The sequence below is a fragment of the Tabrizicola sp. TH137 genome, assembly GCF_002855575.1.
GTDB lineage: Bacteria > Pseudomonadota > Alphaproteobacteria > Rhodobacterales > Rhodobacteraceae > Paragemmobacter.
In genome coordinates this window covers 59,842-73,508 of sequence record NZ_PKRQ01000004.1, presented here as the reverse complement: position 1 = coordinate 73,508, position 13,667 = coordinate 59,842, and the positions used below count along the sequence as shown (strand labels likewise).

Below are 13,667 nucleotides of genomic sequence, written 5' to 3'. Positions count from 1 at the left end.
CAGCAGTTGGGATGACTTCGGTTGGATTGGCCCGGATAGAGTGCCAGTAAAATGAGGAAAGAAATCTAATCTTTTTCCAGCACCTTACTCATGATTTCAAAAGGTTAGACCTCCTTAATCTTCCGACATTCGCGCCGCCGTCGAGCGGCCTTTTTCCGGCAGCTTTCACGGCAATAGGTGGCATCGGCCCGCCTGGTGAAGGGGACGTATCCCCCGCACTCCGGGCAGCACCATTCCCGCTTCCATTGCAGATTGTGCAGGATGCGCTTGGCGCGGTCGGTGCGGTGTTTCTTGTTGCAGCAGAGGAAGTAGGACACTTCCAGCGACAGCGGCCCAAAGGTGCCGGGGGCTATAGCTTGCGGGTCAGGTTCAGGCATTGGATATCCCGCGATTTGCGCCTTGGCGTGTGTCCGTATTCTTGGGGCCAGAGGCGGGTTAAGTCGTTGATTTGTGGTAGGCGCGGGAATTTACCCCCCCCGCGCCGCCTAACCTTCATTGCGCCGTTGCCTGATAGCCCAGCAGGCCGGGAATACCGGGGGCCTTCGCTGCGATGTTGGGGCGGCTGACTAAACCCTCAATAATCCGTCGGGTGGCATCATCCATTCCGGCGATACCCAAGGCCCGATTGGCACGGCTTTTGGTCAGCGCGTTTGCAATCGCAGTCATGCCCGCCCCAGCGGCAGGAATTGCCAGACTGCCCAACCCCGCCCCAGAGAAAGCCGCACCGCCCGTCAATGCGGCCCCAGATATGCCCGTGGGCGACAGCAGTTTGCCAAGGTGCCGAAGGGCATTCGATACGGGGCCACCCATCGCAACGGCGCGGATAGCGGCCTTCTGTGCCTCGCTAAAGCCCCGCAGGCGGCGCGGGTTTCGCAACAGGATTTTGAATTGGTTGCGAAGCCCTGCCGCGAAGTCGTCGGTCAATCCGGCCTTGGTGATTGCTTCGTCAATCGTCTCCATCCGGCGAAGGCGCGACCATGTTTCCCGCGCCGCGCCCAGCGCCGCAGAACCCCCGCCCATATCGTCAACCGCGTCGTCTATGGCGTCGATAATCTGCGATGCAATCCGGCGCTCGTCAGGTTGCAGGCTTGCGGCTGCGTTGCCTGCCACCCGCCGCAGGATTTCCATTTCTTGAAGCGACTTCGGCCCCGTCTCGGAAGTGAGACGATCCACAACGGCGGCAACGCGTGGGTGAAGCTGGCGGTCAAACCCGGCTTCGTTGATGCGAGCGGAAATGCCCTTGGTCATGGCCGAAACCTGCCCCTCGGACAGTTCCCCGCCCATTTCCCGCGCCTTGGCATAAAGCCCCGATGCGGTTTCCCGAAGTCCCTCAAGGGTGGGCATCGCTTCCCTAAGGGCCGGATTGCGGCTTGCCGCGTTCCGTAGGGCATTGAAGGCCTGCCCAGCCCCGGTGAGCGCCCCGCCCGCGACAAGGCCCACAGGCGCGGCTATAGCGCCGCTAACGGCACGGTTGGCAATCCCGCCCTCTCCCTCACCGAAGCCATATGCGCCCGCCCCAGCAGCCCCCACAAGCGCGCCACGGCCAATCCGCGCCCCAGTGCTGGCCCCCGCATTGATAAAGCCTCCTGCACCCTTCACAGGCCCCAGCAGCGACCCCAGCACCTCACCCCCGATAGCTGCTACAGGTTCGGCCTGCCGGAATGCCTCTTGTTCCACCCGCAGGGCATCTAGTGCTGTGCTGTATCGCTCCCCGATGGGTTTGGAGTAGTCAAACCAGTTTGCCCCGCCTTGCCCGTCAGGCTGCACCCCCAGAACGGCGGAAAGGCCCGCCATGTATTCATCACCGAAGCCGAAAAGGATGCCGTCCGCTATTGCGCCGGAGGTGCCGCCCACGAGGCCGGGGGTGCGGTTGCCTGCCGCGCTCTTGGATAGTTCGGCGGCTTTTTCGCGGGTTGCATTTGCTGCGCCGGAAAAGCCTTGGCGGTCTTGTTCTTCTGCTTTCGCCAAAAGTTGGGCCACGGTCATCCCGTCCGGGCCTTGAATGTCGGAAGCCATCGCATCGGCAAACCTGCTCCAAGGGCCGGGCTTTGCCTTCGCGGTATCTGCGGCGCGCCGTGCAAGGCTCTCTGCCGTTGCGGTATCCCCAGCAGCCCGCGCCCGTTCTGATGCAGCGGCATAATCTGCGACCGTGAAGCCGTTTGCGTCTTGGAGGTCGGAATTCCCGCCCTGCATGTTGGTAAGGGCGGCAGCATCGGCCCCAGCAGCGCGGGCGGCGTTCTCAGGCGTTACCGTCAACGTCCCGGCCTTAGCGGCTGCGATGCGCGCGGCCATGTCCTGCGACCGTTGGTCGGGCTGCGTCGAGCCTTCCGCCTTGCCCAGCGCCCGCAAAACCATTGAACGGATTTCTGCGACCGGGCGGGGTGTATTTTCGCCTACTTTAGACCCTTCGGCGCTGGGCTGCGTCGCCTCTGGCGCACCCTGCCATGCGGGCGGCTTAGTGCCGGCAAGGTGCTGCATGATTGCCCTCTGCATGGTCGCTTCATCTGTGCCAGCCGGGAATTCAACTAGCGTTCCATCCGGCAACTGGACTTCAACCGCCTTCCCCGATGCCGTGGCCTGCGATGCATACTTGGTCCAAGGGCCTTGTGTGGCGTCCGCCACCTGCCACTCCCCCGCAGATCGGCGGGCGCGGGCGGCGTCAATTGCGCCCTGTTGCTGCGGCGTGAAGGTTGCGCCCCCGGTCGGGGCGAATTGCTCCGGCGTCTGCCCGACCGGGAAGCGGCGGGCCAGATAGTCGGCAGCGGCAGGCGCACCCATCCCGGCGAGTTCGGGGAAGCGGGCGCGAAGGGCGGCGAGTTCTGCGGGGGTCATTCTGGGGTGTCCTTGGGTCGTGAGAATTGTGAGGTCAGGCGGGGCTTTTAGGGTGAAGGCCCCTCCAAAAGGGGGCTTCAACCCCTAGGGGGGTATAAGGGGGGGTGTGTGGCTAGGGGGGTTGAAGGGGGGTTGAAGGGGGGTTGAAGGCTTTGAACCCCTAGGGATGAAGGGGGGTTGAAGGCCCATTTTGGGGGGTTGAAGGGGGGTTGAAGGGTCACGATGCAGCCCCCGGCACAAGGTAGCTAACCCGGCGCGATTGCGGCCCTTCGGTTTCGATCCGAGCGGAACCCGATGCCAGGGCGGTTTCCATCGCGCGGCGGAAGGCGTTCTTGGTCACCCCCTCGGCTTCGGGATGGGCGGCAAACACCTTGGGGGCGTAGCTATTCCCGCCCGTATGGTTCACCCGTCGCCCGTTTGCGTGGCACTCGCGCAAGAGCTTCACAAACACGCGGTCAGCTTTCGCCGTCGCGGCCAGAGCGTCTAGGGCGGTGCCGTTCCCTTCGCAGAAGAAAGCGCCTTCCCGATACCGAAGGGCAAGGCTTGCCCCTATCGGTCCGTAGTTGGATTTCATCACCTCAAGGGTGCGGGCATTCGGATCAACCGCCGCGCCGTCCTCGGCCTGTTGCCGCCGCAGATACAGGCGGGAACGGACAGAGTTATTCCAAGCGGTCGAGCCTGAGTTTCCATCGCCCCGCGCCATGCCGGAAAGCGAAGGATGGGCCAGAAGCAACACGGTCGTTTCATGCTTCAAGGCCAGCCCGCGCAATTGCCCGATGAATTGCCGCGCCTGCCCCCGGTTGATTTCATCGCCGCCGAACAGATCGGCCAGCGTGTCTAGAACCGTCAAGGCGGGCCGATGCTCGGCAACCCATGCCTCCACCTTCTGAAACAGGGGCGTTTCCCTCATGGTCTTTCCCGCCCCCTCAGGCACGGACAGAAGGGCATCATCCCCGGCAAGGCTGCACAGGGTCAGGGCGTCCAGATCGGCAAGCGCGAAGTCCTCGGCATGGGCCAGTGATGCAACGCGGCGGTGCAGTTCGTCGCGGTCGTCCTCTGCGGAAATGAACAAGGCAGGGCCGGAGGTGGTGGCCTGTCCAAGCCAAGAGCGGCCCAGCGCGGTTGCGGTTGCCAGTTGAATGGCGGCAAGGCTTTTCCCCGTGCCGCCGTCGCCCGTTAGGATGGTGACGGTCTTTGCCGGGATAAGGTCTTGAACGTGCCAGAGCCTTTCCGGCACGGCTTGCCCGTGAAGGGTCGCAGCCGCGAAAAACTCCGGCGCTGGGCCTTCGGTCGCGGTGCGTTGGGCGGGAATGAAGGGGACAGGTTGGGGAATGATATTCATGCGGCAATCCCCCCGCGCAACACGTCATTCCAATCCATCCCATCGGGGGCAGGCCAGAGCGACACTTGCCACCCCAAGCGGTGCGCCCGCTCGGCCAAGGCTTGTGCGGCCTCACGGCCCGCGCCTCCATCATCGCTATCGGCGGCGACAATCAGCGCCCCCGGATCGGCGGGAAGGTGAAGCGCCCTCATGCCAGAGGTGGAAAGCGCCGCCCATACCGTCGCAGGCCCCGTCAGAAGCCCGCTCAGAAGGCTTAGGCCCGTCTCTATGCCCTCGCACACCACAAGCGGCCCTTGGGCATCTGACAGCGCCACAGCGCCCCCGGCGCAAGGCCCCTGCATCATCTTGGCGTTACGGTCGAGCCGCGCCCCGTTCTTCTCAAAGAAGGTGCGATGCACTCCCCCGGTCGAAACATCCGCGACCATAGCCGAAACCCACCGCGCGCTAGGCCCGTGGTAGGTATCGGCCACCCAGCGAAGGGACGGGGGAAGCGGGCAAGTGATGCCACGGCCTCGCAAGTAAGCCTCGCCTTTCGTGCCGCAGATCGGCTTGCCAGCGGCCCACAGGTTGCGGGCTTTGGCGCGTTGCTCGGCCTCGTATGCGGCGCGCTTGGTATCGGCTTCCCGCGCGGCCTGTAGATCAATCGCGCCGCCATCCGCAGGAAGGCCCGCCGCCTGCGTTACGGCGCGGAAGTCGCACCCGGATTTGTGGCAGAAGGTCAGCAGTCGCCCGCCTTCCGACCGAAGGGACAGCGCGCGTTGATCGGCGCGGCGTTCCGGCTGACAGACAGGGCAAGGGGCGGTGCCGTAGCTACCGCGCCATTCCCCGCCCAGCGCATGGGCGATTGTGCGGGCGTCCGTCATTCGCGGCCCTCCCCATAGGCAAGGTGGGCAAGGATGCCCGCTACAGGGCCAGAGAAGCCCCACAGGCGGCGCATACGGGCAAGGCGAAGGGCCATCATGCGCGGCCCCCCAAACTCTGACAGGCGCGGAAACCGTTGATCCGGGAAAGCCCGTCGCGCATTTGTTCTACCGTCTCAGGGCCGCACCCCAAGGCGTCTGCCAGATCGGCAATCGTGTTACCGATGGTCAGCACATCGGCGCTAATCTGGTCGAGCAGTTGCGTTGCCGTGGCAAGGTCGCTTGCCTTGGCCTTTTGTGCGGCTTCCCGGATCAGCAAGGCGGTAAGGCCCACATGTCCTAGAAGCTGCGCATGGGTTGGGGTTTCTGCACTCATGCTTCGCCCCCTTCCTTTGCCGCGTCCTTTAGGGCGGTCACAAGCTGGGGCAGAAGGTCCAGCCTAAGCGCGATGCCTTGCTTGCCGGGGCGGAAGTCGTCGCCATCCCGATACCACACCCGCACATTGCAAAGGCGGTGGCCTTGGAAGTCGTCAACCGATACCCGGATTTCCTCGCGGGCGTTCTTGGGAATGGATGCAATCATGCCGCCACCCCATGCGCCGGAATTGCCAAGCTGGGGGCAATCGTGGACCTAGCTACGTATCGGGCGTGTGTCCCTTCAAAGGGTGCGCCGTGCTTTTCGTGGATGGTTTCGATTTCCACCCGATGCTCATGGCGCAGCGTGTGGACGTAGGCGGACCAGCGGGGGCCGGGGTGGTCAATCGGGGTGCAGCCTTTCGCCCCTTCTTGCATCAGGTGCCACAGCGCCCAATGCACTCGGCCCGCCACCACGATATCGTGCGAAGTGCCATCGGTGCGGGTGATGCGGAAGCGTGCAGGCCCCCAAATCTTGCGTTCTTTGCTCATGTCCTGTGCCTCATATTGTGTTTGAGGTCACGGGCCGGATGGGCTATTCTTTGGCCTGTTCCGCAAGCCAACCCATCGCCGCCGCCCGTAACTGGGTGGCGGCTTTGCTTAGGCGGCTTGCAGCTTGGACACTTCCCAAGCCTCAATGTCTGCCAGCTTCCAGCGGGTGCAGCCGGGGGTGAGGCTTACAGGTTTGGGAAAAGTCGGGTCAGTCTTAACCCAGCGCCAAGGGGTGCTGCGGTTGACCCCGTAACGCTGTGCAACTTGCCAATCGGTCAGAAACTGCGCTTCCATTTTTCGGCCTCGCTTCAAGGGTGGGCGGCGCTTTGCAACACCTCTTGAAGCAATCTGTCCGAATGCGTGGCGCGTTCATAAATGCAGGCTCTGAAAAACTTTGGTCAGAGTTTGCATTAGCCTGCTATGGCGCAGAACGAAGCCGCCGTGCCTCGCAAATCCTAGAAAGCCTCCATTCAATTTCGCGTTGTTTGTCAAAGGCTTCACGGGCTGGCCCTCGCCATCCTGCCTTTATCCCGAAGTCGCCGAGCGAATGAAGCACAGCCCTTCCAAAATCTGTTGACGGTTGGTCGGAGTTAGGCTCGGTCCCCAAAGTAATCTTGATGCGCTGGCGTCGGAATATTCGGCGTATCAACTCGGCTACGTCGTATGCGGCAGGGTTGCGCCCGCCCTTGCGGATGCGCGTCCTTGACCAATTTGAAAGGTCACTCACATCCTGCGCAAGCACGTCGGCTAAATGCTCCACCTGAAACACAGTGACGCAGCCCGCGACAGTCAGTTCCCGGCGTTGCGCCTCTGTCATTAACGACAAGGCGCGGTGCAAGTGCTTGGCATGTCTCGCAGCTTCGTTAAAATGCGTGGTGACTTCATTTACCGCGTCCAAGTGGGCAGGCGTGTTCCATATGGCGTCAAGCCCGACCATGCAGGAATAAACCACCTGCACATCGCAGTTCAGGCGTCGTGCTATGGACTGCGCCGCGCGATGGAAAAATTCGCTTTGGTCGCCAAAGATTTCCGGCTTCATGCACCCAGCCTCACGACATTGCCCTTCACCTCAGCCCTCGACAGGAAGCCCGCCCAAGCCGCCATCATCGCACGGCGCTTCTCCACCATATCTCCGCGCCGATATGCGGCTTCCACGGCATTACTGATGCGGTGGGCAAGCGCAACCTCGGCCATTTCGCCGGGGTAGGTCGTCCGTTCTGCAACCCAATCGCGGAAGGTCGAGCGAAGCCCGTGCGGCACGGCTGGCCGCTTACTCACGCGGTCAATGAAGCCCGCGCCACCCCTTTCGATATCCGCCGCGTGCATCCGGCGCATGGTCATGGAAAGCGCCATGTCCGACAGCATCCCGCCCCGGACAGCCGGAAAAACCAGCGGATTGCCGTCCAGCTTGGGCAGGGCTTCCAGCAGGGCCACAGCCTCTTTCGTGAGGGGAACGCGGTGTTCCCGTTGCATCTTCATCCGACGGGCCGGGATGATCCAAAGGGCCTGTTTCGTGTCTATCTCATCCCACCGCGCGCCCCGCACTTCGCCCGAACGGGCCGCAGTCAGGGCGGCGAATTCCAGCGCCCGCGCCGGGAAGCCTTCACGGGTCCGCAGATCGGCAATCCATCGCGCGGCGTCGTCCAGTTGCAAGGCCGGATGGTTGCTTTCGGTCGCCACCTTGGAAGGGGCGGGCAGAAGTTCCTTGAGGTTGCCAGCCCAGCGCGCGGGGTTCTCGCCCGTCCGATGCCCTTGCGCAGTGGCCCACGAAAGCACCGACTCAATCCGCCCGCGAAGGCGCGTTGCTGTTTCTGTCTTGGTTGCCCAGATCGGCTGCAACACCCGCAAGACGGCGGCGGTATCTATCTCTTGCACGGGCAGCGCGCCCAGCGCAGGGATAGCATAGGCGTCGAGGGTGCTACGCCATTGGTCGCGGTGCTTTTCGTTCCTGAATCCGTCCAGCTTGGCGGTAAGGGCCTTATCAACGGCATCCTTGAAAAGCAGCCCCTTGCGCTGGGCGAGGATTAGGCGGGCTTTCGCGGCCTTCCGTTCCTCCACGGGGTCAACGCCGCGCGCAATCATGTCGCGGGCTTCGCGGGCCTTGTCGCGGGCCTGCGCCAGCGTGACGGTCGGGAAACCGCCCAGCCCGATATCTCGGCGCTTGTTGCCCACCAGAACCCGCAACACCCATGTCTTGCCGTTGTTGGGGGTCACCTGCATGTAAAGGCCCGACACGCCGCCCACGGCAAACATGGCGTTACCCTTGCCGCCCGGATGGGAAAGGCGCTTCACGTCAAGTGGTCCAAGTTCTGCGGCAACCTTCGGCACTTTGGCTATCCTTTTTCTTACCCATCATAGATAGAATCATAGGATGCGACGGTTTGCAACGGATAAGGACAGGCGCAAACGAGGCTTTCCACAAATGCCTTGATACATTGGATTATGCTGCGTCTTGTTGCGACAGGATGCGGCGGCACAATGGCGGCCTCCGGGTCCGCCATTTCCTCTTAAATCGTTTGAGACAACGCCGTGTTGCGGCTGGTTTTGCTGTATCGCCTGTAGGCGGCCATGGCGGGGTGTCGGGTTGCAGGCGCCCGGGGGCGCCCGGTCGGATCAGGCGTAGGTCTTGATCAGATGCGCGCGATGCGCAAAGACCGTTTCGTCATCATAGGGGGCTCCATCCATCGCCGCCGCCCGCACCAGGCGGGACAGATGTTTGCGATCTTCATGCAGGGCGATGAGCGATGCAGCGAGGGCGTCCGTGTCGCCGCGCGGGGTGAGGCGTCCGCCGCCATTGGTGGAAATGAGATCGCGAGGAAAGGAAGAGTCGTAGCCGATGATGGGTGTTCCAGACTTGAGCGCCTCAATCAGGCAGCGCGGCGATTCTGGGGTCAGGTGGCAGAAGAGAAAGATGTTCGCCTCTCGGTAGCGTCGGAGCACGCTGACCCGGTCGAAGATGCTTCCGGGTGCTCTGACATAGTTCTGGAGGCCGAAGTCACGCAGGCATCTGGTGAATTCCGGCATCAGGGACCCATCCCCGATCCATTCCGCCTGAAAGGTGATGTTCCTTTCACACAGCGATCTAAGGACGTGCAGCCAGTCTTGCGGGCCTTTCATCGGTTCCATGCGCCCCGCATAGAAGATGCGGAGCGGTTCGGTGAGGGCCTTCCTTTCTTTCTCGATCAGCTCTGTTTCCGGGATCTGATCGGCCTTGCCGAGGTGGATGTTGTGCACGAGTGCGGGCTGGCGGGAGAAGGGCGCATAGGCGTCGAAGGTTTCGCGCCCGTGAAACAGGCCGAGGGCTGCGCGTCGGATCACGAACCGCTCTTGGAGGGCCATCAGGCGGGAGAGGAGCCTCGTGCGACCGGCCGCCCAGACAGAGCCCGGACTTGGCCGGACCCGTGTCACTTCGGACTCCACCCGGTCTGTCCAGACGGAGAACCTGCGGCCTGCACGATGAGCCTCGAGAGCGGCGACGGCCCCCCAATCGCCGAAGAGCCCGCCAATCGCGAAGCAGAGCCATTGGGCCTCGTCCATCTTTTCCCTAATGCGGCGTCTGGCTGATGGCAGGGCACGGAGGAAGGCGCCCGGCCGGGAAACATGGGGCAGAAGAACGAATTCGATCCTGTCGGCGGCCGCGCCCAGAGCTGAGACGGGGACATGACCGGTGTCATCCGCAGACGGGCTGAATGGCAGAATGACGATGACGCGCGCGAAGCTCTGCGCCCAGAGGCGGAGGCCATTGGCGGCCTGCGCTTCAATAAGGAGGGTGCCTTCAGGGTTCTTGCGCAGGGGAACCTGGATCAGCAGCAGCAGGGTTTCCGAACTTGGCAAGGGCGGTCACAATCAGGGGGCTAAGGTTGGTTAAGGCTAGCATGCCACCTTTTGCGCTGCCAGCCGATAGGCCGACATGGGCGGTTCGGCGCGGACCCCATCGGACGGGTCCGGATCATGGTGGCGGACGGACTGTGCCGAACCAGGGCTGTCTGCCATCGGTCGGGGACGAGGGCGGGCATCGCCGACCCTGTTTCCGGCCAGCCTCGACCTTTGGTGCGGAAACTGGCATGTCGGCGGCGAAGAGAGGGCGCGAGGGGATTTGTCATGCTGAGCGGGAAACATCTGATTGCCGGGGATTGGGTGGGGAGTGCGGAGACCTTTACCTCTGCCCCTGCGACGGGCGAGGGGGCGGTCTTTGCCAGCGGGGGCGCGGCGGAGGTGGACCGGGCGGTGCGGGCGGCGGAGGAGGCGTTCTGGTCTTACTCCGGCCTGAGCCGGGCGGCGCGGGCGGCGTTTCTGGAGCGGATCGCCGACGAGATCGAGGCGCGGGGCGCCGATCTGACGGCGGTGGGGGCGGCGGAGACGGGCCTGCCCACGGCGCGGCTGGAGGGGGAGCGCGGGCGGACGACGGGGCAGTTGCGGCTGTTCGCGCGGCATATCCTCTCCACGGATTTCCTTGATCTGCGCCATGACGCGGCGCTGCCGGAGCGTCAGCCCTTGCCGCGCCCGGACATCCGGATGATGCAGCGGGCGCTGGGGCCGGTGGCGGTGTTCGGGGCGTCGAACTTTCCCCTCGCCTTCTCGACCGCGGGGGGGGATACGGCCTCGGCCCTGGCGGCGGGCTGTTCGGTGGTGGTGAAGGGGCATCCGGCGCATCCGGGGACGGGCGAGATCGTGGCGCAGGCGGTGGAGGCGGCGGTGAAGGCCTGCGGTCTGCATCCCGGCGTGTTCAGCCTGATCCAGGGCGTGGGGACGGAGCTGGGCGCGGCCCTGGTGCAGCATCCGCTGGTAACGGCGGTGGGATTCACGGGATCGCTGGCCGGGGGGCGGGCGCTGTTCGATCTTTGCGCGCGGCGGGCGGTGCCGATCCCCTTTTATGGCGAATTGGGGTCGGTGAATCCGGTCTTCCTGCTGCCCGCTGCGCTGGCGGCGCGGGGGGAGGCGATTGCCAAGGGCTGGGCCGCGTCGCTGACGATGGGGGCGGGGCAGTTCTGCACCAATCCGGGCATCGTGGTGGCGATGGCGGGGGCGGAGGGCGATGCCTTCGTCGCGGCGGCGGAGGCGGCGCTGGGCGCGGTGGGGCCGCAGGTCATGCTGACCGACGGGATCGCGGCGGCTTATCGGGCGGGGCGGGAGCGGATCGCGGCCACGGCGGGCGTGCGCGAGGTGCTGACGAGCGTCTGCGACCGGCGCAACGCGACGCCCTATCTGTTCGAGGTGTCGGGGGCGGATTGGCTGGCCAATCATGCCTTGGGCGAAGAGGTCTTCGGGCCTTTGGGCGTGGTCGTCCGGGTGGCGGATGTCGATCAGATGTTGGCGGTGGCGCGGGCGCTGGAAGGGCAGTTGACCTGCACCTTGCAGATGGAGGCGGGCGATACCGATCTGGCGCGGCGGCTGCTGCCGATCCTGGAGCGCAAGGCGGGGCGGGTGCTGGCGAATGGCTTTCCGACCGGGGTGGAGGTCTGCGAAGCGATGGTGCATGGCGGGCCCTATCCGGCATCCACCAATTTCGGGGCGACGAGCGTGGGGACGATGGCGATCCGGCGCTGGCTGCGGCCGGTGAGCTATCAGAACATGCCGGTGGAGTTGCTGCCCGAGGAATTGCGGTAATCAGGCGGAGCGGGGTCGGCCGAGGCCGCCCCCGCAAGGCTTTTGTCTCGCCTCCCGCGCGTGCCGCGCGTCCGGCTCGGCTGATGGGGGCGCTGCCCCCAAACCCCCGGAGTATTTGGACCAAGATGAAGGGGGCTGATTTCATCTTGGCAGAAAATACTCTCGGGGGGTGAGGAGCGAAGCGACGAGGGGGGGGTGAGGCACGGCTGGCCGATCTTCCAGTGGAAGAGCGGCAGGGCCGAACGCCCGATGGTCCTGCCATCGGGCCGGGTGACAGCCCCCCTGCGACGGCTGCGTCAGGCGTCGTCCTTTAACAGGAGGGCAAGGGCGGCGACAGACAGCGCTACGCCGCCGAGGACGAGGGGTGGGGGCGCGGCGCGGCCGAGTGCGATTTCCCACAGGATCACCCAGGAGGGGACGAGGTAGGTATAGGCCATGACCTTTGCCGCAGGCAGGCGCATGGTGGCATATTGCATGAGCACGAAGGTTGCCGCAGAGGCGAAGATCGCGGTGTAGAGGAGCGTGATCCAGACGATCGGGGGCAGGGTGGCCCAGTCCGTGGCGCGGATCGCGGGCAGGCCTGCCCCGGTGAGGAGGAGCCAGCCCGCCACCATCATGCCGAAGGTGAAGACGACGGCGGGTTCGCCGCGGTTCAGCTTGCGCACCAGCGGGGTATAGAGGGCATGGGCGACGCAGCCCGCGAAATAGATCGCCTCGCCGGTGCCGATCTGGAGGGCGAGGAGGCGGGCGGGATCGGCGCGGAAGATCACCCAGAGCGCGCCGATGGCCCCGATGGCGAGGGCCGCGCCCGTGCGGGCGGTCAGGCGCTGGCGCAGGGTAAGCCAGCCGAAGCCTGCGGCCATGATCGGGGTAAGGGTGAAGACGGCAGCGGTGGCGACGGGTTCGGCGGTCTTCAGCCCCTGGAACATCAGGACGAAATAGGCGGCGAGGAGGCTGCCGAGGACGAGGTAGCGCCAGGGCGCCTGGAGTGCGCTGCGGCGGATGCCGGTGGTGGCGAAGGCGGCGGCGCCAACGAGGCTGCCCGCCAGCAGGAAGCGGAGCACGGTGAGCGCCAGAGGGTCGATCAGCGGGGCCGCCATGGCACCGAGGCTGAAGGAGCCTGCGACGAGGGCAGAGAAGGCGAGCATGGCGAGATGCCCGCGCTGCGGTTCCGTCAGGGGCATGGGCGGGTCACAGGTTCCAGTCCTTTGCCGCCTCTTTCAGGGTGGTGAGGAAGGCCTGCACCTTGCGGGTGCGGTGCAGATCGACATGGGTGACGATCCAGAGCGGGGCCTCCCATTCCGGGCGGGGGGGCATGACCTCGATCAGGTCGGGGTCGTTCTGCGCCTTGTAGGCGGCGAGGAAGCCGAGGCCGAGGCCGCCGCGCAGGGCGGTTTCGAAGGCGGCGGGTTCGGTGGCGCGGAAGCTGATGCGGTCGGGCGGGACGGTGGCGCGCATCCAGCGGTGGAAGGGGGCGCGGCTGTCGGCAGCATCGGTGCCGATGAAGCGGTGGGCGGGGAAATCGGCCTCGGATTGCGGCAGGCCATGCGCCTCGGCATAGCTGCGGGAGGCGTAGAGGCCCGCGCGCATGCGGGCGAGGGGTTGGACCACGTTGTCGGGTTCTTCCGGTGCGGCCCCGGCGCGGAGGGCGATATGCGCCTCGCCGTAATCGAGCCGGAAGACGCGGGTATCGGTAAGGAAGCGCAGGAGGATGCCGGGATAGGCGGTCTGGAAGCGCGACAGGACCGGGATGAGCAGGTCCGACAGGCCCACGATGGCGGTCACGACGAGTTCGCCCGCGACGGTTTCGCCGAGGCCCTTGATCCGGCTGGCAAGCTGGGCGAACTGTTCGTCGGTGGTCTGGGCGACGGAGAGCAGGTCATGCCCTGCCTCGGTCGGCGTATAGCCGCGGGCGTGGCGCTGGAAGAGCTTGGTCCCCAGCCGTTTTTCCAGCGCGTCGATATGGCGGATGACGGTGGCGTGGTGGACCCCGAGAACATCGGCCGCGCCCGAGACGGTGCCGAGGCGGGCGACCTGATAGGCGGTGCGGATTTCGTCCCAGGTGTCGATGGTCATCTGTGGCATCCGTGCAAAGCTGTTTGCGGCATGTGGCGATGACCG

At 65.0% G+C, this 13,667-nt stretch carries 14 protein-coding genes; 1 reads left to right on the top strand and 13 read right to left on the bottom strand.

The features are described 5' to 3' along the window. Nucleotides 1–104: 104 nt before the first annotated feature. The 11 genes from C0V75_RS22750 to C0V75_RS12950 form a co-directional block, all read right to left on the bottom strand. A complete protein-coding gene (locus C0V75_RS22750) occupies nt 105–377 on the bottom strand; it encodes a hypothetical protein (protein ID WP_143710423.1) in 273 nt (90 codons plus the stop codon). Nucleotides 378–492: 115 nt separating this feature from the next. Then, the gene (locus C0V75_RS12990) at nt 493–2,622 is read right to left on the bottom strand and encodes a hypothetical protein (RefSeq protein WP_143710422.1); all 2,130 of its coding nucleotides are present in this window, start codon (nt 2,620–2,622) and stop codon (nt 493–495) included. A 427-nt stretch (nt 2,623–3,049) separates the two neighbouring features. After that, on the bottom strand, nt 3,050–4,174 hold the full coding sequence (locus C0V75_RS12985; protein ID WP_101921396.1) for an AAA family ATPase: 1,125 nt from the start codon (nt 4,172–4,174) through the stop codon (nt 3,050–3,052). Then, complete coding sequence (locus C0V75_RS12980) at nt 4,171–5,037, bottom strand: toprim domain-containing protein (protein ID WP_101921395.1); 867 nt, start codon at nt 5,035–5,037, stop codon at nt 4,171–4,173. Before C0V75_RS12980 ends, C0V75_RS12985 begins: the two co-directional genes overlap by 4 nt. Before the next feature lie 94 nt (nt 5,038–5,131). Beyond that, complete coding sequence (locus tag C0V75_RS12975) at nt 5,132–5,410, bottom strand: hypothetical protein (RefSeq protein ID WP_101921394.1); 279 nt, start codon at nt 5,408–5,410, stop codon at nt 5,132–5,134. Then, complete coding sequence (locus C0V75_RS12970; protein WP_101921393.1) at nt 5,407–5,616, bottom strand: transcriptional coactivator p15/PC4 family protein; 210 nt, start codon at nt 5,614–5,616, stop codon at nt 5,407–5,409. The genes C0V75_RS12975 and C0V75_RS12970 overlap by 4 nt, the downstream gene beginning before the upstream one ends. Further along, complete coding sequence (locus C0V75_RS12965) at nt 5,613–5,939, bottom strand: hypothetical protein (RefSeq protein WP_101921392.1); 327 nt, start codon at nt 5,937–5,939, stop codon at nt 5,613–5,615. Before C0V75_RS12965 ends, C0V75_RS12970 begins: the two co-directional genes overlap by 4 nt. Before the next feature lie 108 nt (nt 5,940–6,047). Then, nucleotides 6,048–6,233: an AlpA family transcriptional regulator gene (locus C0V75_RS24200; protein ID WP_101921391.1), complete on the bottom strand. Its 186-nt coding sequence runs from the start codon at nt 6,231–6,233 to the stop codon at nt 6,048–6,050. Between the two features lie 124 nt (nt 6,234–6,357). Next, entirely contained in the window at nt 6,358–6,978 is a 621-nt protein-coding gene (locus C0V75_RS22745; protein WP_143710421.1) for a hypothetical protein, read from the bottom strand. Beyond that, nucleotides 6,975–8,267 (bottom strand): integrase arm-type DNA-binding domain-containing protein, encoded by a 1,293-nt coding sequence (locus tag C0V75_RS12955; protein WP_254216468.1) that lies wholly within the window; start codon nt 8,265–8,267, stop codon nt 6,975–6,977. Before C0V75_RS12955 ends, C0V75_RS22745 begins: the two co-directional genes overlap by 4 nt. A gap of 285 nt (nt 8,268–8,552) precedes the next feature. Further along, nucleotides 8,553–9,773, bottom strand: a complete 1,221-nt coding sequence (locus C0V75_RS12950; protein WP_101921389.1) for a glycosyltransferase — start codon at nt 9,771–9,773, stop codon at nt 8,553–8,555. Nucleotides 9,774–10,040: 267 nt separating this feature from the next. On the opposite strand from C0V75_RS12950, the gene C0V75_RS12945 reads away from it, so the two are divergent. After that, nucleotides 10,041–11,546, top strand: a complete 1,506-nt coding sequence (locus C0V75_RS12945; RefSeq protein ID WP_101921388.1) for an aldehyde dehydrogenase (NADP(+)) — start codon at nt 10,041–10,043, stop codon at nt 11,544–11,546. Between the two features lie 296 nt (nt 11,547–11,842). Here the strand turns inward: C0V75_RS12945 and C0V75_RS12940 are convergent, their stop codons facing one another. Continuing rightward, nucleotides 11,843–12,730 carry a DMT family transporter gene (locus C0V75_RS12940; protein ID WP_101921387.1) on the bottom strand — a complete coding sequence of 296 codons (888 nt, stop codon included), beginning with the start codon at nt 12,728–12,730 and terminating at the stop codon, nt 11,843–11,845. A gap of 7 nt (nt 12,731–12,737) precedes the next feature. Next, on the bottom strand, nt 12,738–13,622 hold the full coding sequence (locus tag C0V75_RS12935; RefSeq protein WP_101921386.1) for a LysR family transcriptional regulator: 885 nt from the start codon (nt 13,620–13,622) through the stop codon (nt 12,738–12,740). Nucleotides 13,623–13,667 lie beyond the last annotated feature (45 nt).

Excerpts from the sequence above, each read along its gene's own strand:
- C0V75_RS22750 (WP_143710423.1), bottom strand. The coding sequence starts at position 377 with ATGCCTGAACCTGACCCGCAAGCTATAGCCCCCGGCACCTTTGGGCCG.
- C0V75_RS12985 (WP_101921396.1), bottom strand. The coding sequence starts at position 4,174 with ATGAATATCATTCCCCAACCTGTCCCCTTCATTCCCGCCCAACGCACC.
- C0V75_RS12980 (WP_101921395.1), bottom strand. The coding sequence starts at position 5,037 with ATGACGGACGCCCGCACAATCGCCCATGCGCTGGGCGGGGAATGGCGC.
- C0V75_RS12975 (WP_101921394.1), bottom strand. The coding sequence starts at position 5,410 with ATGAGTGCAGAAACCCCAACCCATGCGCAGCTTCTAGGACATGTGGGC.
- C0V75_RS12970 (WP_101921393.1), bottom strand. The coding sequence starts at position 5,616 with ATGATTGCATCCATTCCCAAGAACGCCCGCGAGGAAATCCGGGTATCG.
- C0V75_RS12965 (WP_101921392.1), bottom strand. The coding sequence starts at position 5,939 with ATGAGCAAAGAACGCAAGATTTGGGGGCCTGCACGCTTCCGCATCACC.
- C0V75_RS24200 (WP_101921391.1), bottom strand. The coding sequence starts at position 6,233 with ATGGAAGCGCAGTTTCTGACCGATTGGCAAGTTGCACAGCGTTACGGG.
- C0V75_RS22745 (WP_143710421.1), bottom strand. The coding sequence starts at position 6,978 with ATGAAGCCGGAAATCTTTGGCGACCAAAGCGAATTTTTCCATCGCGCG.
- C0V75_RS12945 (WP_101921388.1), top strand. The coding sequence starts at position 10,041 with ATGCTGAGCGGGAAACATCTGATTGCCGGGGATTGGGTGGGGAGTGCG.
- C0V75_RS12940 (WP_101921387.1), bottom strand. The coding sequence starts at position 12,730 with ATGCCCCTGACGGAACCGCAGCGCGGGCATCTCGCCATGCTCGCCTTC.
- C0V75_RS12935 (WP_101921386.1), bottom strand. The coding sequence starts at position 13,622 with ATGACCATCGACACCTGGGACGAAATCCGCACCGCCTATCAGGTCGCC.